The sequence below is a fragment of the Halomonas sp. AOP5-B2-8 genome (genome assembly GCF_052376475.1).
Taxonomy (GTDB): domain Bacteria; phylum Pseudomonadota; class Gammaproteobacteria; order Pseudomonadales; family Halomonadaceae; genus Vreelandella; species Vreelandella casei.
Window position 1 is genome coordinate 124,776 of sequence record NZ_JBQSVS010000007.1, and the last position, 21,334, is coordinate 146,109.

A 21,334-nucleotide genomic window follows, 5' to 3' on the forward strand; every position below is an offset into this window, starting at 1 on the left:
CGTTTTTCATATGCCTATAAAAATCTCAAAATACGGGCAAATTACTAGAAGACACGAGCCATACTGGAACCGTGGTGGATTACATACCGGGAGGCATGTCGTCGCGCTCATCCAGCCGCGCCATAAAAGATGTTTTAAACATCATATACAGCCCAACGCCCGAAAATCCTAAGAACAAAAAAAACATGCACAACATCAATGCCATGGCCATAGTCTTGTCCCTGTCAGTGTGCGGCTGTGACGTTGACGCCTTCTAACCGCAGCATATTTACACTTGCTAAAAGGATAGACCAAAACAAGGTGTTAATCTGTACAAAATTTTTACTTATGCAAAACCTATGCACAAAAAACATAAAGAACAATATTTATTTACCCTAGTAAACGCCAGACGCAAAAAAGCCACCTCATTTTCATGAGATGGCTGTTTCGCATCGATTCCGGTCCCTGGCGTTGATGAACAGCGCCTCTTTGCGCTGCAACCAATGAGTAAGCGGGTTGTCCTTTTGCTCCCTGTACTTTTACTCGGCTTCCTGCCTTCCTTATGTACTCAGCCCACTCACTCGGTTTTTGAATTTTTGGTTTCTAAGTTCTCAATTCCTAAGTTCTTAACTTCTAAAATCTAGCCCGCCCCATAAGGACGATTTAGACATGACTAATTAAAATGAAAAACGACGCTTAATAACGATGCTCAATAACTGTTGCCTAACCTTGTGTAGCGATGCCTGTCTTTGAATGCAAATCTTTGACTACCTATCGATGGCTGCGATTATCGCTACAAATTAGTTGTTGCACACGCTGGGCCAATTCACCGTATAAAAAAATAAAACATTTAAAAACATATCCTTAAAAAACAAATCACGCTCAAAAACGTCTTTTAAAATACCTAATTAATGTATAGAACTGACACATGCGACATAAGCACACGACATAAGTGCGCATTTCTTTCACTCAGCCGTAGCGAAACGACGCGACAGGGATTAGTTTATTATCTGATGGTGAGAACTATCTGATGGTGAAAAGAGTGCCCTCGCCAAGGGGTGCCAACCGTTAGCGCTCAGTCAATACTATTAGCAAACTATGCCTTCAAGGAGGCCGCCATGAAATCAGCTGTTGCCATTGGTATTCTCATCATCACAGCGCTGCTTCTCAGCGGCTGCAATACTATTCGCGGCGCAGGGGAAGACATTGAACAGGGTGGCCAGGCTATCCAACGCTCAGCGGAATAACGATGATGATGACTGTTTACTTGTCTCACGGCTTGGAGAGCGGGCCGGGTGCATTGAAAACTCAAGCACTGAAGAGCATCGCCGAAAAGCTGGACGACTGCGAACCCGTCGTCATGGACTACCGGGGTATGGCAGAACCGCAGCAACGCCTAACTCACCTGCTGGCGGTGTTGGCCGAACGTGGAGATGACCCCGCCTGCTGCGTGCTAGCAGGCTCAAGCTTAGGTGGCTGGCTAAGTGCGACGGTCAGTGCCCAGCAGCCGGTGCTGGGCTGTTTTCTCTTGGCCCCGGCTCTGGGTTTAATTGATTACCCTGAAACGTCCCCCAACATTCAAGCACGCCATACTCACATTATTCACGGCTGGCGTGATGATGTGATTGCTCCGGGGCCAGTGATCGAACGCGCCCGCCTTCAGCGGCTGTCGCTACGCATGGTCGATGACGATCATCGTCTGCATGCCTGCCTCGATACGATATTGCTCGATTTCGAACGCTTCTTACATCAGTGCGGTGCCGATGCCCGTCAAGCCCTTGCCGGCCAACATACAACAAACATTCGACACGAGCCTTAAAAAGCTATACAAATAGTATACATTTCAGTGCGGAGTTTGCTCATGTTAGGCATGTTTAAGCGCGACCCCAAAAAGAAACTGCAGCAAGGTTATGAACGCAAACTTCAGGCGGCGATGGAGGCATCACGTAATGGCGACATGCGCGCCAACGCCACGCTGACGGAAGAAGCCGAGGCCATCAGGGCCGAGATCCTGCGTATAGAAGCGCAACAATAGCGCTCACTCATCTGCCAGCGCCGGTAATAGCGTTTTCAATTTACGGGTCAGCGTATTGCGTCCCCAACCAAGCAGCTCTGCTGCCTCCCCTTTGCGACCGCCGGTATGCTTCAAGGCAGTCTCAATTAAAATCCGTTCGAAATCCGGCACCGCTTCTTCCAGCAAATGCGTGTGGCCCTCTGCCAACGCACGGTCGGCCCAATCGCGAAACGCCGTGCGCCAGTCGCCGTGAACACGGCTATCCGTGGCGTTGGGCGAACGCAGTTCGGGAGGCAGATCCTCAACAAGAATTTCACGCCCTGAGGCCATGACGGTCAGCCAGCGGCAGATGTTTTCTAGCTGACGGACGTTGCCAGGCCACGGCAAATGCGTCAGATGTGTTTCTGCTTCACTGGTGAGCACTTTAATATCGGTGGTTAGCTCTTTTGCCGCTTCGGCTAAAAAATGCCGCGTTAGCCGGGGAATGTCTTCGCGCCGCTCAGCAAGCTTGGGCAGATGAATGCGAATCACGTTCAACCGATGGAATAGATCTTCGCGAAAGCGACCATCGTCCACCAGTACCTCTAAATTTTGATGGGTAGCGGCGATAATGCGCACATCGACCCTGACCGGCGTATGCCCCCCGACGCGATAAAACTCACCGTCGGCCAGCACACGTAGCAAGCGCGTTTGGGTTTCAGCGGGCATGTCGCCAATTTCATCTAGAAACAGCGTGCCGCCGTTGGCCTGTTCAAAGCGCCCTTGGCGCTGCTGCGCGGCCCCTGTAAAGGCGCCTTTCTCATGGCCAAACAGCTCCGATTCAATCAAGTCGCGTGGAATGGCCGCCATGTTTAAGGCGATAAACGGCTTTCCTGATCGCGGGCTATGCTGATGAAGCGCCTGGGCGACACGCTCTTTACCGGTGCCAGACTCACCGTTAATCAACACCGTGATATGCGAGTGCGAAAGCCTGCCAATCGCGCGAAATACTTCCTGCATCGCCGGGGCTTCACCAATAATTTCGGTATTTAAGCCTTCCGGCACAGTGGCCGGGCGCTGACGTTCGCGCTCACGGGCATGCGCCACCGCGCGGCGTACTAACGCCAGCGCTTCATCAACATCAAACGGCTTGGGCAGGTACTCAAACGCGCCGCCTTGATAAGAAGCGACGGCGCTGTCTAAATCGGAGTGCGCCGTCATTACAATGACCGGCAGGTCAGGATGCGCCTCGCGGACTCGCGACATTAAATCCAACCCATCGATACCCGGCATACGAATATCGGTCACCAACACATCCGGCGGGCTTTCCAGCACGCGGGCCAATGCAACATCCGCACGCTCGATGCATTCAACGTCAAGATCGGGTTGCGCTAATGCGCGTTCAAGTACCCAACGGATAGCGCGATCGTCATCGACAATCACCACCCGCGCAACATCAGTACGTGTCGCCTCAGTCATGACGTTTCTCCGGTGAAATTAAGACCAATGGAATCAGTAAGCGAAACTCGGTATGTCCGGCTCGGGAATCGCATTCAATCAACCCTTGATGTTGGTGCAAAATCGACTGGGCAATAGATAGCCCAAGGCCACTGCCTTCAGCACGCCCCGATACCATGGGGTAAAAAAGCGTTTCGTGTAGCGCATCGGGAACGCCAGGGCCGTTATCAATAACCGCAACTTCACTGACTAAGCGGTGACGCTCTGCACCGAGGGTAAACTGGCGCCGGGCACGAGTACGCAGTATTAGGGTGGGCTCAGGCGTTTGGGCATCGCTCATGGCCTGCACCGCATTACGCGCCACGTTGAGTACCGCTTGAATTACCTGCGATTCATCGCCGGAAAGATCGGGCAAGCTAGGGTCATAATCGCGATTAATAGCCACATCGGGATGCTCAGCCATTAATAGCGTGCGTACGCGTTCCAGCACCCGGTGAATATTCACCGGCTCATGTTTAAGAATCCGATTGGGGCCCAGCATGGAATCGACCAGATCGCGAAGCCGATCCACTTCTTCCACAATAATGTGGGTATATTCGCGCAGCGCCGGATCGTCTAAATCTCGCTCTAGCAGCTGTGCGGCACCACGAATACCGCCTAGCGGGTTTTTAACTTCGTGGGCAAGCCCTCGGGCTAATATCTTGATGGTTTCTTGGCGCGTGGTCAGCGCCTCTTCTCGGGAGATCTGCATCAATCGATCGCGAGGCTCTACTTCCAGCAGCAGCTCATTGTCTGATAGCGGCGTGACCGTATAGTCGACCGTCAGCGGATCGCTATTCAGCGGCGTAATACGCGCCTCACGCTGGGTATAAGGGTGAAAGGCATCGCGGGCCTTGGCCAACACCTCATCAATGCTTTCATCACCGCCTAGTAACGTATCCAGGCTGCTCCCACGCACACGGCTCAGGCTAACCGCTAACAGCGCCTCGGCCGCTGGATTCATCCAGCGCACGCTCAGCTCGCCATCTAGCAGCAATACTGCCGTAGTGAGATGTTCGAGCAAGCGCTGGTGCATTGCATGCTCTGAGAAACCGTCCTGAGAAATCGCGTCTTCCATCGCCATTACAGACCTACAGGTGGATGATTAATGAGAGACTGCAATAAGCGCGCCAATTACGCACCTATGCCCGATTGCACGGCCTGCGAGCAACGTAATACCAAGAATCGAGCCCTTTTATCGCATCGCACTGCACTAACGCTTTTATTATTGCACCAACTTGGTGCTCGCCATAAAAAAACCCCGCCGAAGCGGGGTTTATCACTGCTATTAACATCTCGTCAGCAACAGTCAACGGCTAATGCGCTCTGAGCAGCTGTCGTTTAGCAGCTATTGTCATTTAGCAGCTGTAGTACATATCAAACTCAATCGGGTGAGTCGTCATACGAATACGATTAACTTCTTCCATTTTGAGCTCAATGTAAGCATTGATCATATCGTCAGTGAACACGCCACCTTCGGTCAAGAACGCACGGTCAGCGTCGAGTGCTTCCAATGCTTGATCCAGGCTGTTCGCGACCGTAGGGATCGCCTTACCTTCTTCTGGCGGCAGATCGTACAAGTTCTTATCCATGGCGTCGCCAGGGTGAATCTTGTTTTTAATGCCGTCGATACCAGCCATCAACATGGCAGAGAATGCCAGGTACGGGTTAGCGGTCGGATCAGGGAAGCGAGCTTCTACGCGCTTGCCTTTCGGGCTCGCGGTGTAAGGAATACGAATAGAAGCTGAGCGGTTACGCGCGCTGTAGGCCAGCATTACCGGCGCTTCGTAGCCAGGCACCAGACGCTTGTACGAGTTGGTAGAAGCGTTGGTGAACGCGTTCAACGCACGAGCGTGCTTGATGATGCCGCCAATGTAGTAAAGCGCCATTTCAGACAGGCCTGCGTACTCATCACCGGCGAACTGGTTGTTACCATCTTTCCAGAACGACTGGTGGACGTGCATACCAGAACCGTTGTCGCCTACTAGCGGCTTGGGCATGAAGGTGGCCGTTTTGCCGTAAGCGTGCGCCACGTTGTGGATCACGTACTTCATTTCCTGCACTTCGTCAGCTTTCTTCACCAGCGTGTTGAATCTAACGCCGATTTCGTTCTGACCTGCGTTGGCAACTTCGTGGTGATGAACTTCCACGGTCTGGCCAATCGCCTCCAACGTATTACACATAGCGCCACGAATATCATGGAAGCTATCAACCGGTGGAACCGGGAAGTAGCCGCCTTTCAGGCGCGGACGGTGGCCCAAGTTACCACCTTCCACGACGCTGTCAGTCGCCCAAGCGCCTTCATCAGAAGAGATTTTGTACATGGAACCCTGCATATCGGTTTTCCAATGTACTTCATCAAAGATAAAGAATTCAGGCTCAGGACCAAAGAAGGCGGTGTCGCCAAGGCCTGTAGACTGCAGAAACGCTTCTGCACGCTTAGCGATGGAGCGCGGATCACGATCATAGCCTTGCATCGTCGCAGGTTCGATGATGTCGCAACGCAGCACCAGCGTAGCGTCTTCAGTGAAAGGATCGAGGTAGGCAGAGCCGTCCTCTGGGCTCAGAATCATGTCGGATTCGTTGATGCCCTTCCAGCCGCCGATGGAAGAACCATCAAACATCTGGCCATTTTCAAAAAACTCTTCGGTCACGTCGCGAGCAGGCACGGTGACATGGTGTTCTTTACCGAGCGTATCAGTGAAACGCAGGTCTACCCACTTAACATCATGTTCTTCAATTAGCGCTATGGTCTTGGCTGACATAGTGTCCTCCGGTATGAGCGTGGCTTAAAGCTAACGACAGTAAGCTACCGATAAAAGTGTTGTGCGACAAAATACGTGCAAAAACGCACGCCTGTCATTTTTTGCTCCCCAAGCGCTTGCTGAAAAATATAAACAAAGCGCTGAGCGAGCCTTTCAGGCCGGCTATCGTTTTATCATGCCGCAAGGCTTCTGCCTACGACCTGTAGCCGCTGTAAAACCTACTGCACAGGAGAAAGCATAGATCATGCCAACACTGCACCATTATGGTATTAAAAAACAACAACCATTTGTTTTATAAACATTAAAAAATACTCTTTAGTGCCTCGTGATGGCGCATAGCGCGCTCACTGAAGCCAGGCAGGGGCTAAAAACACGCTCAATGCACCAAAATAGAACAAAAACACCCGTCAATGCCCCAAAAAGGGGCGCTCGACATGATGGTGCTCTTGTTTGGCTCGCACATTTTTTCTTGTTACCTAAAGAAATAATACACTGCGATAAGCTACATTATGGGAAGTTACCACTCACGGAGTCGGCTGCGTCAAACACGCTTAGTACTGCATACACGCTGCGCCTTTGATGCCTATTTTACGCCTTCCGCCCTTAAGCCACTTTAAGCTGTTTACCAAACAACATCGCCCCCAGCGTAAAGGTATTCGCCAGCTTATTAAGCGCTACCGACCCCACTATGCCCACCACGATAAGCACCAAGGCATATACCACAACCGGCAACGCCAGCGGCGCAACGGCCAAATCGGCCAGCACAAAAAACATGGGGTGCGCTAAGTAAATGCCAAACGAATGCGCATTCACGTGACGTACCCACACCGGCACCGGTCGCCCGGCTAAGTAGCGCATCGCGCAAAGCGTAAACAGCACAAAGAAAGGGATCACCCATACTTCTTTCGATGAAAAGGCCAGCTGGCCCGCGAAAGTGCCCGCAATGATCAGCGCAACGAGCAGCGCCAGCCAAACGGGCTGAGCCAGCCGCTGCATCCAAGTTGGCCGTAGGGCAAGCACGCTTTCTGGCGCTAGCGGGTAATAACGTACCAGCACCAATGCTAAGAAAAACACATAGATCCAACCTAGTGGCGCGACCCACAGCAAGTAGCCGGGCAGGTCAATACCCAACCAGTAAGCAAGCCCCCAGTAGGCCATACTGATCACACAAGAGCCCCATAACCATGGCACCGGATTTAAGCGCCACAGCTGAAAGCGTGTAAACAGCCAGTACGCCATATAAAACTGCATCGCAATGATTAAAAAATAGCCGTGCCAACCCGCGTAGACAAAATACTCAATGGCATTGGCGATAAACCCCACTGGCTCATCCGATCCTTGTAAGCGCACCCACTCGGCCGTTGAGTAAATAAAGCCGTACACAAAATACGGCACCATCACATATTTTACGCGCTGGATGAGAAAACCTTCTGGCACCGATTTATCGTAGCGAACGGCAAAAACAAACACCGAAATAAACAGAAAAATGGGCGTACCCAACACAAGTGGCAAGCGCAAGAGATCGGTGGCAACGTTATCAATGCGTTGATTCACATGGTCTAATAGGTGAAATAAAAAAACGGCGATGCAGCCGTAAGCACGCAGCCAATAAATCTCTTCAACTTTCCGCATTGGGCCTCCCGCCGCTACACAACGCCATCCTTACTATAATGAACATCTAATGCCGTCCCGTTGTCCGACCTTATTGAACCGTTTTAATTCCCGGAGGCAAGGTGCCCAAACTCAAGCTATCGCTGTGCTCGTACCGATCTCAAGCCCTTTTAACAGCGCTAATTGGGTGGCTAACGTTGAGCGGCCACAGTTTGGCCAGCGAGGTTGAGCATCATCAATTCTTCTCACCCACGCTCGGCTACGACTATCCGTACAGCGTTTATTTACCCGATCATTATGACGCTCAGGCGACAGACGCGTACCCGGTTATCTATATGCTGCACGGCTCGTTTGGAACCGACCGCGACTGGGTGTCACGCGGCAACCTGCAGCAAGTCGCCGACAGGTTAATTAGCGCAGGGCACATTCCGCCTGCCGTTTATATTATGCCCGGCAGCCGCAGCTGGTGGGTAGATGGCTACAACGAGCCCGCTCGCAGGGCGTTTTTTAACGATTTAATGCCCCACGTGGAAGCTACCTACCGTGTAGGCCGGCAACGCCGCCTACGTGGCGTTGCCGGCCTTTCAGCCGGTGGCTATGGCGCGCTTAACTTCGCGCTGGAACGGCCTGACTTATTCGCCGCTGTTGCAGCGTTAAGCCCTGCCAGCTACTCACCGCAGCCACCGCGCAACTCATCGGCCCATCGTCATCCGGCCTTTCTCGATGAACAGGGCCGGTTTGATCCTGAGCTGTGGGAATCGCTCAACTATACCGCTCATCTTGAGGAGTACCGGCTACGCGTAACACCTCGCGGCGCTGGACAAGAGGCCGAGACTCCACCCGTGCCGCTGTATATCAGCGCGGGGCGCAGTGACGTTTACGACGCTGAGTTTCATGCCCGCCTAATGCGCCAAGCCATGGAGCGCATTCAACCTAACGACGTGCGTCTCGACCTGTATCCTGGCGGCCACACTTGGCAAGTCTGGCGCGCCAGCTTACCGGCCGCGCTCAACTTCTTATTTCAATACGTTGGGCAAGAAAATAGCGTAGAAACAACAGAAAAATCAGCGGAGGAGCAAAGCACAGAGGAAGTGAGCGGTTGAACGCACTACACTGCAGAAACACCCAACACGATAAGGAAAACAGCGATGCATCAACATGTCGAATGGGATGCCCCAGGCAGCGCCAGCGTATCTGAGTACTTTAAGAACGACCCTGACCATCACGCCCCGGACTCGGGCGATATTATTTCCGCGCGCTACCAAGGCGCGATGGTACGCGTCAAAGTAGAAGCCTATCGAGAAGATGACGCCGTTAGCATTGGCGAAGTTGCCGCGATCATTGACGCCAACGGCGGCCGCCACCAGCGCCATGAAAAACTGGAAGTCGGCAACATGGTCAGAGTACCCGACGACAAACGCGCCATGGAAACATCACCGAAAGAAGGTTAAACGCACTAGCGTTGATAACTCAGCACTGACAGCCACCTTGCGGGGTGGCTTTTTTGTGGGTGGTGCAGGCATATCGGCAGAGCATGATTAAATGGGTATAGCATTTCATTCCTGCCTGCACGGGGATCGGTATTAACAACAACCTCAGCGCTCTTCGCTACACGGTTCATCCGCGCTCGTGCGGGGATCGGCGTGCTACGCTTAGCACTACTGCTCCCTTTCTATAGGCACTCCTCATGCATGCTTTTCGTCTCTTTGCGATGATTACCACCCTGGTGGTCGTTATGCCTGTCTCTCTACAAGCCCAGGCACAAACAGATGGGCAGTGGAGTGAATACGATGAGGTATTTGAGAACGGCGCCAGCCATGCCAACGTTTGGCAATGGGGCTGGACGGGCATTTACGGCACAAGCCTGGCGGTGAATGCGTACCAGTCGAGCGAGGCAAGCGATCCGGAGGACCGCTTTGATGCCCGGGTGGGCGTGGTGAAATCAGCCCTGGCCGTGGCCGGTATGTTGACCGACCGCCAGCCGCACCCGGCGGCTTTGGCCGAATATGAGCGTTTGAAAGCCAGCGGCGATTTAAGTAGCGTGCAGGCCCTGGGATTACAGCTTGCCCAAGCAGAGCGTGAACGGCGCGGCTGGGGTGCTCGCGTGGGCTCTTTGGTGGTGAATGGCGTGGCGGGCGCGGTAATTGCTACCGATGGACGGGGTGACGATGGCGCGATTAACTTTGCCACCGGTATGCTGGTGAATGAGCTACAAATCTGGTCGCAGCCGAATCAGGCGTCTTCGGCCATTAATCGCTTCCAGCCCGCTAACCTCTCGCTAGGGCCGATCACTATTCCTGGTGAATATGCACTGAATGTGGGGCCACAGCAGCTTGGCGCTACCTGGCGTTACTGATTTATATATTCCATCCTTTTGAGAGGTATATGGAGTGAATGGTTAGTGAGGCACCCTTCCCCCACCAGCCTGACACCACCTTCAGATGATTGATATCTCCCCACATCAAAACTCATTTGAGAAGCACGACAGACCGTAATCGCTGATTTGCTTATAGAAAGAATAAGCTGTCGCCGTCGAAGCCCTCTTCCTCTTTTGCTTTGTGGTGAAGAAAATTTGTGCCTGTATCTCTTCGAAGGAGTAACCACAATATCCACAACTTTTATCTTTGCCCGTGTATACGTGGTGTCTATCATGTTCATTTCTAAAAATGATTATAATCTCTTTGCGCAAGCTACCCACTTCTCTTATTAGATCACTCCCATCTTCATTCTTTCACCAGCTTCCCGGCAAGCTCCCACAATCGCATAGCATTAGACTGATCCAGCGCATAGGAAGCTACACCGTCCGGAATGCCATCTGAACGCCCTTGAACTACCTGAGCCTCATTGCAATTGTCGAAATATCGACCGGTCACGCCCTCTACTAAGGGCGAAGCAGCGAGAAGAACTGAGGTAGAAGCGCCCTGAGCCGGTGTTTTGCGCCGGTTTTCTGGCGTCTTGAGCCCGCCCGTGTGCCGCTGCAAATTAGTGGCGATAGCACCGGGGTTTAGAGCATTTGAAACAATGCCGTCATCTGACCAATGTTGGGTAATTCCAATTGATAGCAATATGCATGCTGTCTTGGACTGCGCATACGCGAGCAGCGGGTTGTAAGGAATGAAACGGAAATGTGGATCATCCCAAAAGACCGGTCCAAACAAGCTACCTGTAGAGCTAACCGAGACAACCCGAGCCCCCTGCGCCTTTGCCAGATACGGGTGTAAACCAACGGTCAAAGCAAAGTGTCCAAGATAGTTTGTGGCAAATTGCATCTCGTAGCCTTGAGATGAGCGCTGTAGCTCAGGCAAGGCCATGATTCCCGCATTGTTAATAAGGGCGTGAAGAGGTCTATCCCAGGTTTCCACAAAGCTTCGTACAGATTGTAAGTCGCAAAGGTTAAGAGCACGAACGGAGATGGCTGGATTGCCCGTCTCCCGTCGCAACATACTGGCGACTTCTTCAGCAGCGTCTGGGCGTCGGGCTGCGATCGTGACTTCAGCACCGGCCAATGCCAAGGCCCGGGTAGTCTCTATACCGATACCACTTGCACCACCTGTAACAATCATCGTCTTACCCGCTAGGTCGATGTTCGCAAGCACTTCACTGGCGGTGCTGGAAAAACTGAAGGGGGTCTGAATAAACATTGCTTTTCTCTAACTGACATTAGTTGCAAACATAATACATTCAGATTAACGTCTTTATAATATGGACACTTATCCGCACACTAGTGAGATATTTAGGACAGTTTCCGCACTCCCACCAGCGGAACTTGCTGCGTTTCTGGCTGTGGCCCAATATGGAGGCTTCCGTGCGGCGGCGAGAGAGTCCGGCCTTAGCTCCTCTGCCTTGAGCCATGCAGTAGCAGGGCTTGAAGCGCGTTTAAAGGTACAACTGTTCCACCGAACAACTCGGCACGTATCGTTGACGGCAGCGGGACAAACCCTTTTCACCCGCCTCACTCCCGTACTGGCAGATATTGCCGATGCTATTCGCGATCTCAGCGATTATGCGACTCGTCCAAACGGCCTATTACGAATCAATGCCGATGGCATAGCCGCCGAACAGATTTTGAAACCACTCGTGCTGAACTTCATGCGAGCGTATCCCGATATGCATGTAGAGATTCTCTGCGAGAAGCGTCTAGTCGACCTCGCTGAAGACGGCTTTGACTGTGGAATACGCACGGCGGAACTTGTGCCAAACGATATGGTGGCGGTGCCTATAGGTCCCGAACAACAACATATCGTGGTAGGCGCACCGTCTTATCTTAATAATGCCCCTCCTATTTATTCACCGGCTGATCTTGCCCAGCATCGTTGCATCCAGCTTCGAATGCCCACTGGCGTTTTCTATCGCTGGGAGTTCGAAAGCCATGGAAAAGCGATTGTCGTCGAAACAAAAGGCGGGCTGATCCTGGATAATTCGCGCCTTATTCTCTCCGCTGCTATTGAGGGCTATGGGCTGGGATATGTGACGAAATGGGCCGCTGAGGCGGCATTAGCTTCCAGCCAAATTGCTCAGGTATTGACCGATTGGACTCCGCCTTACCCGGGCCTTTGTCTTTACTATCCTAAACACCGTCACATGAGCACTGGCATGCAGGCATTCGTCGCTTTTTCCCGAAGTATTGCCCAGAAAATGTCATAAGGCATCTTGAAAGCGATAAGCAGCCAAGTGCAATACAGGATCGATTAAAAACGCACATACGCTGCTCTAGCTGGATATCATTGATGTCTCAGCAACACCATCGAATATAAGGCAAGAAAATTTATAAAGGCCACAAAACCTGGATAGGCGCTACCTATCTTGTGTCAGGATTACTTAGCTATTTACCGGAAAAAATGCTGCGGATCGCTCTAACAAAGAGATTTCCCGTTAAGAGAATAAAATTTTCTTAACGGGTGCTTTGGTGGGTGCCAAACAGATATTAAATCGTGGATGCCTTTTTAATTACTCTAAAGCGCTGGCGGCGGCTTGTGTCCAGTGTTTTGTTATTGCCAATACGGCGTGAGCGCGTAAAATATCCAGCAATTTTTTGGCTTTGCAACATGTTATGTTATAACCTATTTGATATTACACGAGGCCATTTAATGAGTGAGCATACGCACCGTCATAACAAGGAAGGTCCTTGCCACTTTTCCTTAATGTCATTGTCGGCGGTTAAACGACTGCTGTTTGTTACCGTGCCGCTGCTAGCGCTGTGGGGTTTAGTGAGTTGGGCTGGCGGGTGGTGGGGATGAGTGAGCATTTAGTCTCTCGTCTTCAGCTGCACAACCTACATTTGGCCCAGGCGCGCCGCACGGTGCTGGAACACATTGAAGGCGACTTCAAACCGGGTGCCATTACCGCATTGATTGGCGCTAACGGTGCCGGTAAAAGTACGTTGATTCAGGCAATTATGGGTGAGCTTCGGCCGATTAGCGGCGAAGTGGTCTGCACGGTAGCAAAAGAGCGCCGGGCGTGGCTGCCCCAGCAGCTAGCGCTGGACCTTACCTTCCCAATGAGCGTGGAAGAATTGGTCATGACCGGCAGCTGGCCTAGCCACGGCGCGCTAACCGGCTATTGCGCCGGGCATTATCGAAAAGGCCGCGAGATTATGGCGCGGCTGGGTATTTCGCACTTGGCCCACCGCCCGCTGGGCGAGCTTTCCGGCGGCCAGCGCCAGCGTGCGCTGATTGGGCGCACGCTGATGCAGGAAGCCGAGCTATTACTGTTGGATGAGCCGTTTGCCAATGTGGACAGTGAAACGGTCGACATTTTGATTCGTATCCTGCGTCAGATGGCCGATGACGGCGCGACGATTATTGTGGTGTTACACGATATGGATCATTTGCGCCGTCTTGCCGATGAAGTGCTGATGCTCAACGGCGGCCACGCGCGCTGGGTTGCCCCCGTTGCGCTGACTCATCAGCATGCGCCCGTTCAGGCGATGCCGTTTAGCGTGGGGGATCAGCATGCTTGACCTACTGAATGCATGGTTTGTCGCGCCATTCGACTACGGCTTTATGCGCCGTGCGGTGGTGGGCGGTTTAGCGCTTTCGCTGGCGGCCCCTCCGCTGGGGGTGTTTTTGGTGTTACGCGGGATGAGCCTGATTGGCGACGCCATGGCTCACGCGATTCTCCCCGGTGTGGCGCTCGGCTTTCTGCTGGCAGGATTCTCGCTACCCATTATGAGTATTGGCGGCGTGCTGTTTGGTTTGCTGGTGGCACTGCTGGCGGGCGCGGTATCGAAAATGGGCGGCCAGCGTGAAGATGCGGCCATGGCGAGCTTTTTTATTATTTCGCTGGCTGCGGGCGTCATGCTGATTTCGCTAGGCGGTAGCAGCGTGGATCTAACCCACGTGCTGTTTGGCTCTATTTTGGCGATTAATGGCACCGCCCTAATGCTGATTGCCGGTATCAGTACGCTGATTGTGGTGACGCTGGCGGTGGTTTTTCGTGCCTTAGTGGTGGAGTGTTTAGACCCGCTATTTTTGCGCGGCCAAAGCCGCCGTAGCGGCTGGGTGCACAGCGTGTTTTTGGGGCTGCTGGTGCTGAATTTAACGGCCGGCTTTCAGACCCTAGGCACGCTGATGGCGGTGGGATTAATGATGCTTCCCGCCACCTCGGCACGCTTTTGGAGCAAGCGCTTAGAAGGGCTGATCGGTATTTCGATTGTGCTGGCCATGGTGTCTAGCACCGGCGGCCTACTGCTTTCGTTCCACCTGGATATCCCTTCAGGCCCGAGCATTATTCTGCTGGCCGGGGCGGGTTATCTATTCTCGGCGCTGTTTGGCCGTTATCACAGTTTAGCAGCCAAGCTACGGCGTAAAACGACGCCGCTGGCCGTCGATCACGGGTGTTAATGGCGCCCGTTCACGCTTAATCGTAAGGAGTTTTATATGTCGCTTAGCCATGTTTCATACCGGTTATCACACCGGTCGGCACGCTGGTTAGTCGGTGTTTCTGCCCTGTTGGCACTGCCTGCTGCCATGGCTAATGAGCGTATTCAGGTCGTGACCAGTTTCTCTATATTGGCGGACATGGTGGAAAACGTAGGCGGTGACCATGTTGAGGTAAGTTCCCTGGTCGCGGCCGATGGCGACGCCCATGTTTACTCGCCCAGCCCTGGCGATGCACGCTCACTGGCCGATGCCGATTTAGTCGTGTTTAACGGCCTGCTATTTGAAGGCTGGATGGAGCGGCTAATTAGCGCCAGCGACTACGATGGCGCCCTGGCCACCGCGACCGACGGCATTGAGCCCCTCTCTTATGCCGGACATGACGATCACGGCCACGATCATGAAGGACACGATCACGAAGCGCATGAGCATGCCGATCATGGCGACGACCATGCCGGTCATGATCATGGTGATGAGGACCCGCACGCATGGCAGGATATGCACCAAGCCGAGGTGTATATCGCCAACATCCGCGATGGATTAATCGCCGCTGATGCTGACAACGCCGATGCGTACCGCGCCAATGCGGAGCAGTATTTACAAGAAATAGCCGAGGTAGACGCCGAGATTCGTGCGCTAATAGAGGAAATTCCAGCCTCCACCAGTGTGATTACGGGTCACGACTCTTTTGGCTACTTCTCAAACGCTTATGGAGTTAACTTCCTATCTCCAGTGGGACTTTCCACGGAAGCGGATCCTAGTGGCGCCAGCATGGCAGCGCTGGTAGACGTGATTAATCAAGAGAACGTTAAGGCACTGTTCCACGAGAACATGACCAACCAGTCGATCATCACCCAGCTAGCCGAAGAAACCGGCTTGCCCATTGCAGGCACGCTGTACGCGGACGCGCTAGCAAGTGAAGGCGAGGCCAGCACGTATCTGGGTATGATGCGCCACAATGCGCGCGTGCTGCACGACTCGCTGGCAGCAGCAGGTCATGAGGATCATGCGTCTGACGACGATCACGATCACGATCACGATCACGATCACGATCACAGCGAGCATGCCCACTAAACTGAACAATGTAGCGAAAAATGATAACCAAAGCGCCCTACGGGCGCTTTTTTACGTTTGTCGACGACTTACTGGCCACGCTTTATCGTTGCTAGGACGTATCATGCGATATTCACAAACAAGAAGGCAGGTTTCATATGGATAGGATGCTAGCAGCCAAAGCAGGTTTTATCGTGGCAGGTTCGCTACTTCTCGGTACCTCAAGCTGGGCTACCGAAAAGCTGAGCAGCTCCCAAACCGAGGCCATGGTCAATGACACCATAACGGCCCTGATGGCGGAACATCGCATTCCCGGCATGGCGGTGGCACTCAGTGTTGAGGGGCAGCGTTATTACTTTAATTATGGTGTTGCCGATCAAGCGGCCGGAGTACCGGTAACGGCAGACACGCTGTTTGAGCTGGGCTCGGTGAGTAAGACCTTTACCGCCGCGCTGGCTGCCTATGCCCAGGCCAGCGGCGCTCTATCGTTCTCTGACCCTGCTAGCCAGTATCTGCCTGCGCTTGAAGGCAGCGCCTTCGATGACGTCAGCTTGCTTGAACTCGGCACCTACACGGCAGGTGGGCTGCCTTTGCAGTTCCCAGAAGACGTTCAAGATGAAGATGATATGATCACCTACTATCGTCAATGGACGCCTGAGTACGCTCCTGGCACCTACCGTCGGTACTCTAACCCAAGCATTGGCTTGCTAGGCTATCTGGCGGCCCAAAGCCTTGATGAGCCATATGCTATATCGATGCAAGAGCACCTGTTCTCAACGCTTGGGCTTGAGCATAGCTATCTGCAGGTGCCCGAAGAGGAGCAGGCGAATTATGCCTTTGGTTATTCAAAGCAGGATGAGCCTATTCGGGTGAACCCTGGCGTGCTGGACGCCCAGGCGTACGGATTGAAGTCGAATGCCGCTGACATGCTGACATTCGTTGAAGCCAACATGGACGACTCAGCGCTGGACGAGGTTCTGCGTGAGGCGCTAGAAACGACGCGGATGGGCTATTTCAATATGGGTGATATGACCCAAGGCCTGGGTTGGGAGCGCTATAGCTACCCTGTGCAGCTTGAGCAATTGCGTGCAGGGAATTCGCTTGAAATGATTATGGAAGCCAATGAAGCGAGTCGTTTACAGCCACCGTTACCGGCAGGCCAAGCCGTGTGGTACAACAAGACCGGCTCGACTAACGGCTTTGGCGCCTACGTGGCCTTTGTGCCTAGCGAGAAAATAGGCATTGTACTGTTGGCTAATCGTAGCTACCCCAACAGTGCGCGTATTGAAGCGGCTCATCATATTATTACCGCGCTGACCGACGCGCCCTGAAGTAATCTTCACATATGCTTAAAAGAATGCCGCCTTCGGGCGGTATTTTTATGCCGTCACCGCGCGTATCGCACCACTGAAAGTTGCATTCTCGGCTCTCGATAAGGAGACTAGCACCCCTTCCCCCTTACTTTACGTCCCCTGCGAAGAGCCTTCCTATGCGCCTAAACGCTGATTTTAGCCACTTTGCCTGTGTTACCCCGGAAGAGTATCAATGGGTCGACTCCCCCAGCCCGGGAGTAGAACGCATGATGTTTGACCGGATTGGTGACGAAGTCGCACGTGCGACTAGCCTGGTTCGCTACGCCCCCCACTCGCAGTTCGAGCGGCACACGCACGGCGGCGGTGAAGAAATTTTGGTGTTAGAGGGTGTCTTTGCCGATGAACATGGCCGCTACGCAGCGGGTAGCTACTTAAGAAACCCTGTGGGTACCGGCCATACGCCGCAGATTGGCGAGGAAGGCGCGCTGATTTTTGTCAAACTGCATCAGTTTGATCCTAACGACACGCTACAGCTGGCGGTGCCTGCCCACCGGCTTCCCTGGCAACCTGATAGGCGCCCGCGCATTGTCTACAAAATGCTGCACACCTATAAGCAGGAGCGCATCAGCCTAGAAAACTGGGCTGCGGGCACGTCTATTACGTACCCGACCCTGATGGGGGGCATGGAGTTTTTGGTCTTAGAAGGTACCCTCAGCGATACTGAGCAAAGCTACTCTGCGGGTACTTGGTGCCGCTACCCCAGTGGCGCGGCCCCGGCGCTCACCGCCGGTAGCGAAGGCGTCATGATGTATCTTAAACGCGGTCATTTACCGGCCGCTTAGGCGTGCGACAGACCTACAAAAGGGAGCAGCGTGAGGGCGGCAATAAGTACTACCGCTATCAACACCAGCACGACTTGTACCGGGTGCGCGGCTAGGCGGCGCCACAGCGTTGCCGCCTCACCGCGCTCAACCGTCGCCTGGTGCTCACGCTGCACGCGCTCAAAGCGCTCGGCTTGATAAGCGTTCAACGCAGCGGTCGCCGCTTCATGCTGATGTGGGTTACGCAGCCAAATGGCATCGACACCCAAGCGGAAAAAGCCCGCCTGGGTTTCATAGGTATCAAAGCCGTGCGCTGCGAATAGATCGCGCACTTCCATCGCTTCCTCATCGGTCACGTGGCGCAGCCGGAACAGTAGTTCAGCCATTGGTTTTCCTCATGTATCGCTGCTTCGCAGATTGATTCTATGGCAAGTCTATAGGCTTTTATTACCCTCATTCAGTACTGATGATGAATAATCGTTACCATGCTGGCATTCAGCCAGTAACGCTGGCCGCTTTATAGGAACAGACTATGCCCCTCCGCCCGCTTGGCGATTATCTTGAGGCACTTCGCTCAGAGACACCGCTGGTTCACTGCATGACGAACTACGTCGCGATGAATAGCACCGCTAACTTGCTGCTAGCCACGGGGGCCTCGCCCGCCATGCTGCATGCGCCTGAGGAAGTGGCTGAGTTCACCGCTATCTCTGCGGCACTGTCTGTCAATATTGGTACGATTTCTGCTCACTGGGCCGATGCTATGCTGATCGCTGCGGCTGCCGCCGATCAACACGCTATCCCGTGGGTGTTAGACCCTGTCGCCGTTGGCGCAACGCGCTATCGTCAAACGCTTTGCACACGACTGCTGGCCTTGAAGCCTGGCGTTATTCGCGGCAATGCTTCTGAAATTCTCGCCCTCAATGGCTTGACCAGCCAGGGCCGCGGCGTGGATGCGACGGCCACCACAGGACAAGCCGTCGAGGCTGCAATCGCGCTGGCTCAAAAGCACGGCTGCGTGGTGGCCATGACCGGTGAAAGCGACTGGGTGACCGATGGCACACAGCATTATCGAATTGAGGGCGGCCACTCATTGATGCCGCATGTCACGACGCTGGGCTGCGGGCTGAGCGCGCTAGTAGCCGCTTTTGTGGCCGCTAATCGCAAGGCGGCACTGGGCGCAACAGCGGCAGCATTGGCCTGTTTTGCCGTTGCCGGCGAACGTGCAGGCAGCCACGCGCAAGGCCCCGGTAGCTTTCAAGTAGCCCTTCTGGATGCGCTCTACCAGCTCACCCCTGCGGATCTCACTACTCATACTCATCTGGAGGCGGTCTATGTCGTTTGATCTGTCGCTGTATTTAGTCACCGATGCTGCGCTATGCCACGATTACGGATTGGAAAGCACGGTCGAAGCCGCGGTAAACGGCGGCGTGACGATCGTCCAGCTACGCGATAAGCACGCCAGCGACACCCAGATGATTGCGCAAGCAAAACGGCTGAAAAGCGTACTGGCAGGCACCGGCGTACCGCTGATTATTAACGACCGCTTAACGGTGGCGCTAGAAAGCCAGGCAGACGGTTTGCACGTAGGGCAAAGCGACACCGCCGTGCAAGCGGCGCGTGCGGCGATGGGCGAGCAGGCGATTATTGGCCTTTCGATCAACACGCATGCCCAGCTTGATGCAGCGCCACTGGCACTGCTCGACTATGTAGGGATTGGCCCGGTGTTTGCCACCGGAAGTAAGCAAGATCACGCGCAGCCAATTGGCTTTGACGGCTTAGCCACGCTGGTAGCCGCATGCCGGCTCCCCAGCGTTGCCATTGGCGGGCTAAAGGCTGAACACGCGAACCATGTACGGCGCGCAGGCACAGACGGCTTAGCGGTCATTTCGGCTATTTGCGGCCAGCCTGACCCGGCTCAAGCCGCGCGGGCGTTTAAAGCGGCAACAGCCTCATGAACCAGCTAGAGCATCTCGTTACGTTTGTGCGCGTTGCCGAGCTGGGTAGCTATACACAAGCAGCGCAGGCGCTGGATCTTTCACGCACTCGAGTGTCGCGTCAGGTCATGGCACTGGAAGCATCGCTGGGGGCGCGGTTGATTCAGCGCACTACGCGACGCTTGCATCTCACTGAGGCCGGAGAGCGCTATCTGGCACGTGCTCAAAGCATTTTACAGGCGCTTGACGAAGCCGCCGCGGAGGTCGGCCAGGGCACCAGCGATGTGCGCGGGCAGCTGCGCGTCAATGGGCCCATGAGCTTCGGTACTCGCTACCTGGCGCCGCTGGTCGCTCAGTTTATGCTCGCGCATCCAGCGCTTGAAGTTCGCCTGGATCTTAACGATCGCCGCGTTGATTTATTGGAAGAAGGCTATGACGTCGCAATTCGCATCGGCAGCCTGCCCGACTCCAGCTTAATCGCCCGCCGCCTAACCCGCTGCCGTTTACTGTTTTGCGCATCGCCGGATTATCTGGCCACCCACGGGGAGCCCAAAAGTATTCAAGCGCTGGCACACCACCGTTGCCTGCGTTATCGCAGCGGCCAAAATACCGCGGACTGGCAGCTAGCAACGCAGCCCATCAGCGTTCGTGGCCCGATGGAAAGCAACAATGGCGATGTATTAACCCACGCAGCAGAAGCCGGGCTGGGTATCGCCCAGCAGCCCAGCTTTTTAGTCACTGAGAGTATCGCCAGTGGCCGTTTAGTGCCTATTTTGATCGATGAGCCCACCGTGCGACTCGATGTTCACGCCCTTTATCCCGCTAGGCGCTACCTACCTGCCAAAGTGGAACGCTTTGTCGAGCAGCTATCAGTAGCATGGGGCGACCCCCCTATTTGGGAACAACAGATCGGATTGTCGCAGCCAGCGCAACAGTGATGTGCAATGCGCGCTGATTATCTCAGCTAAGTCCAGCGGTAAAGTAGCTCCATCGACCACCCTTGATGGAAGCGACTCATATGACCACTCTCTCACCGCCTGCGACAGCCACCTCTCTACAGCCTCATGCTATTTCGCTGCTGCGCGTCGCGCTAGGCGTGATGGCTCTCGCCCACGGCTCGCTCAAACTATTTGTATTTACCCTGCCCGGCACTGTCGGCTACTTTGAGTCACTTGGGTTACCGGGGTTTTTGGCCTACCTGACTATCGCTGCGGAAATTGGCGGCGGCGCTGCGCTGCTGCTGGGTGTGTATACCCGCTGGGTGAGTCTGGCGTTAATTCCGGTGCTACTGGGCGCCACCTGGGTACACCTCGGCAACGGCTGGATGTTCTCTAATGCCGGAGGCGGTTGGGAATTCCCAGCATTTTGGACGCTGGCGCTGATGGTTCAAGCCGGCCTAGGAAGTGGGCGCTGGGTGTTAGATCGCCGCTTTGCCTAACGTTACCTCCGGCGCCTGCTTACCGCTAGCGCTGGCACTGCGATGGAGAGTC

At 54.1% G+C, this 21,334-nt stretch carries 24 protein-coding genes; 17 read left to right on the forward strand and 7 right to left on the reverse strand.

Annotated features, from left to right (window positions below; translation table 11 throughout):
• Positions 1–79 precede the first annotated feature (79 nt).
• A complete protein-coding gene (locus tag ACT3RP_RS16510) occupies positions 80–211 on the reverse strand; it encodes a hypothetical protein (protein WP_441686422.1) in 132 nt (43 codons plus the stop codon).
• 886 nt (positions 212–1,097) lie between these two features.
• Here ACT3RP_RS16510 and ACT3RP_RS16515 point away from each other — a divergent pair.
• The 3 genes from ACT3RP_RS16515 to ACT3RP_RS16525 are packed head-to-tail and all read left to right on the forward strand — an operon-like array spanning position 1,098 to position 2,014.
• A complete protein-coding gene (locus tag ACT3RP_RS16515) occupies positions 1,098–1,226 on the forward strand; it encodes an entericidin A/B family lipoprotein (RefSeq protein ID WP_441669175.1) in 129 nt (42 codons plus the stop codon).
• A gap of 5 nt (positions 1,227–1,231) precedes the next feature.
• The gene (locus tag ACT3RP_RS16520) at positions 1,232–1,798 is read left to right on the forward strand and encodes a YqiA/YcfP family alpha/beta fold hydrolase (protein WP_444625827.1); all 567 of its coding nucleotides are present in this window, start codon (positions 1,232–1,234) and stop codon (positions 1,796–1,798) included.
• 42 nt (positions 1,799–1,840) lie between these two features.
• Positions 1,841–2,014 (forward strand): DUF6435 family protein, encoded by a 174-nt coding sequence (locus ACT3RP_RS16525; protein WP_441686420.1) that lies wholly within the window; start codon positions 1,841–1,843, stop codon positions 2,012–2,014.
• A gap of 3 nt (positions 2,015–2,017) precedes the next feature.
• Here ACT3RP_RS16525 and ntrC read toward each other — a convergent pair whose 3' ends face one another.
• From ntrC to ACT3RP_RS16545, 4 genes are all read right to left on the reverse strand, one after another.
• Positions 2,018–3,451, reverse strand: a complete 1,434-nt coding sequence (gene ntrC, locus ACT3RP_RS16530) for a nitrogen regulation protein NR(I) (protein WP_444625764.1) — start codon at positions 3,449–3,451, stop codon at positions 2,018–2,020.
• Entirely contained in the window at positions 3,444–4,505 is a 1,062-nt protein-coding gene (gene glnL, locus ACT3RP_RS16535; protein ID WP_096282218.1) for a nitrogen regulation protein NR(II), read from the reverse strand. The genes ntrC and glnL overlap by 8 nt, the downstream gene beginning before the upstream one ends.
• 322 nt (positions 4,506–4,827) lie before the next feature.
• Positions 4,828–6,234, reverse strand: a complete 1,407-nt coding sequence (gene glnA, locus ACT3RP_RS16540; RefSeq protein WP_444672382.1) for a glutamate--ammonia ligase — start codon at positions 6,232–6,234, stop codon at positions 4,828–4,830.
• 603 nt (positions 6,235–6,837) lie between these two features.
• Positions 6,838–7,866, reverse strand: coding sequence for an acyltransferase family protein (locus ACT3RP_RS16545; protein WP_483394183.1), 1,029 nt, complete (start codon positions 7,864–7,866; stop codon positions 6,838–6,840).
• A gap of 101 nt (positions 7,867–7,967) precedes the next feature.
• Between ACT3RP_RS16545 and ACT3RP_RS16550 the strand changes: the two genes are divergently transcribed.
• From ACT3RP_RS16550 to ACT3RP_RS16560, 3 genes are all read left to right on the forward strand, one after another.
• The gene (locus ACT3RP_RS16550) at positions 7,968–8,948 is read left to right on the forward strand and encodes an alpha/beta hydrolase (protein WP_483394184.1); all 981 of its coding nucleotides are present in this window, start codon (positions 7,968–7,970) and stop codon (positions 8,946–8,948) included.
• A 45-nt stretch (positions 8,949–8,993) separates the two neighbouring features.
• Positions 8,994–9,296 (forward strand): hypothetical protein, encoded by a 303-nt coding sequence (locus ACT3RP_RS16555; RefSeq protein WP_483394185.1) that lies wholly within the window; start codon positions 8,994–8,996, stop codon positions 9,294–9,296.
• A 236-nt stretch (positions 9,297–9,532) separates the two neighbouring features.
• The gene (locus tag ACT3RP_RS16560; protein ID WP_441686410.1) at positions 9,533–10,201 is read left to right on the forward strand and encodes a hypothetical protein; all 669 of its coding nucleotides are present in this window, start codon (positions 9,533–9,535) and stop codon (positions 10,199–10,201) included.
• A 367-nt stretch (positions 10,202–10,568) separates the two neighbouring features.
• On the opposite strand, the gene ACT3RP_RS16565 is transcribed toward ACT3RP_RS16560, so the two are convergent.
• The gene (locus ACT3RP_RS16565) at positions 10,569–11,486 is read right to left on the reverse strand and encodes an SDR family NAD(P)-dependent oxidoreductase (RefSeq protein ID WP_217990259.1); all 918 of its coding nucleotides are present in this window, start codon (positions 11,484–11,486) and stop codon (positions 10,569–10,571) included.
• Between the two features lie 61 nt (positions 11,487–11,547).
• Here ACT3RP_RS16565 and ACT3RP_RS16570 point away from each other — a divergent pair, with 61 nt between their 5' ends.
• The 7 genes from ACT3RP_RS16570 to ACT3RP_RS16600 all read left to right on the forward strand — a co-directional run bounded on the left by ACT3RP_RS16570 (position 11,548) and on the right by ACT3RP_RS16600 (position 17,931).
• Positions 11,548–12,489 (forward strand): LysR family transcriptional regulator, encoded by a 942-nt coding sequence (locus ACT3RP_RS16570; RefSeq protein WP_096276458.1) that lies wholly within the window; start codon positions 11,548–11,550, stop codon positions 12,487–12,489.
• A 443-nt stretch (positions 12,490–12,932) separates the two neighbouring features.
• Positions 12,933–13,082: a hypothetical protein gene (locus tag ACT3RP_RS16575; RefSeq protein ID WP_483394186.1), complete on the forward strand. Its 150-nt coding sequence runs from the start codon at positions 12,933–12,935 to the stop codon at positions 13,080–13,082.
• Complete coding sequence (locus ACT3RP_RS16580; protein ID WP_483394187.1) at positions 13,079–13,804, forward strand: metal ABC transporter ATP-binding protein; 726 nt, start codon at positions 13,079–13,081, stop codon at positions 13,802–13,804. Before ACT3RP_RS16575 ends, ACT3RP_RS16580 begins: the two co-directional genes overlap by 4 nt.
• Positions 13,797–14,687, forward strand: a complete 891-nt coding sequence (locus ACT3RP_RS16585; RefSeq protein ID WP_096276464.1) for a metal ABC transporter permease — start codon at positions 13,797–13,799, stop codon at positions 14,685–14,687. The genes ACT3RP_RS16580 and ACT3RP_RS16585 overlap by 8 nt, the downstream gene beginning before the upstream one ends.
• Before the next feature lie 36 nt (positions 14,688–14,723).
• Positions 14,724–15,797, forward strand: a complete 1,074-nt coding sequence (locus ACT3RP_RS16590; protein WP_483394188.1) for a metal ABC transporter solute-binding protein, Zn/Mn family — start codon at positions 14,724–14,726, stop codon at positions 15,795–15,797.
• A 146-nt stretch (positions 15,798–15,943) separates the two neighbouring features.
• Positions 15,944–17,107, forward strand: coding sequence for a class C beta-lactamase (ampC, locus tag ACT3RP_RS16595; RefSeq protein WP_483394209.1), 1,164 nt, complete (start codon positions 15,944–15,946; stop codon positions 17,105–17,107).
• A 158-nt stretch (positions 17,108–17,265) separates the two neighbouring features.
• Positions 17,266–17,931: a cupin domain-containing protein gene (locus tag ACT3RP_RS16600; RefSeq protein WP_444672392.1), complete on the forward strand. Its 666-nt coding sequence runs from the start codon at positions 17,266–17,268 to the stop codon at positions 17,929–17,931.
• On the opposite strand, the gene ACT3RP_RS16605 is transcribed toward ACT3RP_RS16600, so the two are convergent.
• Positions 17,928–18,296: a DUF6164 family protein gene (locus tag ACT3RP_RS16605; protein ID WP_441686754.1), complete on the reverse strand. Its 369-nt coding sequence runs from the start codon at positions 18,294–18,296 to the stop codon at positions 17,928–17,930. The genes ACT3RP_RS16600 and ACT3RP_RS16605 overlap by 4 nt on opposite strands.
• Positions 18,297–18,442: 146 nt before the next feature.
• On the opposite strand from ACT3RP_RS16605, the gene thiM reads away from it, so the two are divergent.
• The 4 genes from thiM (at position 18,443) to ACT3RP_RS16625 (ending at position 21,282) form a co-directional block, all read left to right on the forward strand.
• Positions 18,443–19,252, forward strand: a complete 810-nt coding sequence (gene thiM / locus ACT3RP_RS16610) for a hydroxyethylthiazole kinase (RefSeq protein ID WP_444672393.1) — start codon at positions 18,443–18,445, stop codon at positions 19,250–19,252.
• The gene (gene thiE / locus ACT3RP_RS16615; RefSeq protein ID WP_444672394.1) at positions 19,242–19,865 is read left to right on the forward strand and encodes a thiamine phosphate synthase; all 624 of its coding nucleotides are present in this window, start codon (positions 19,242–19,244) and stop codon (positions 19,863–19,865) included. Before thiM ends, thiE begins: the two co-directional genes overlap by 11 nt.
• On the forward strand, positions 19,862–20,782 hold the full coding sequence (locus ACT3RP_RS16620; RefSeq protein ID WP_441686757.1) for a LysR family transcriptional regulator: 921 nt from the start codon (positions 19,862–19,864) through the stop codon (positions 20,780–20,782). Before thiE ends, ACT3RP_RS16620 begins: the two co-directional genes overlap by 4 nt.
• A 65-nt stretch (positions 20,783–20,847) precedes the next feature.
• Positions 20,848–21,282: a DoxX family protein gene (locus ACT3RP_RS16625; protein ID WP_483394189.1), complete on the forward strand. Its 435-nt coding sequence runs from the start codon at positions 20,848–20,850 to the stop codon at positions 21,280–21,282.
• The last annotated feature ends 52 nt before the right edge of the window (positions 21,283–21,334 follow it).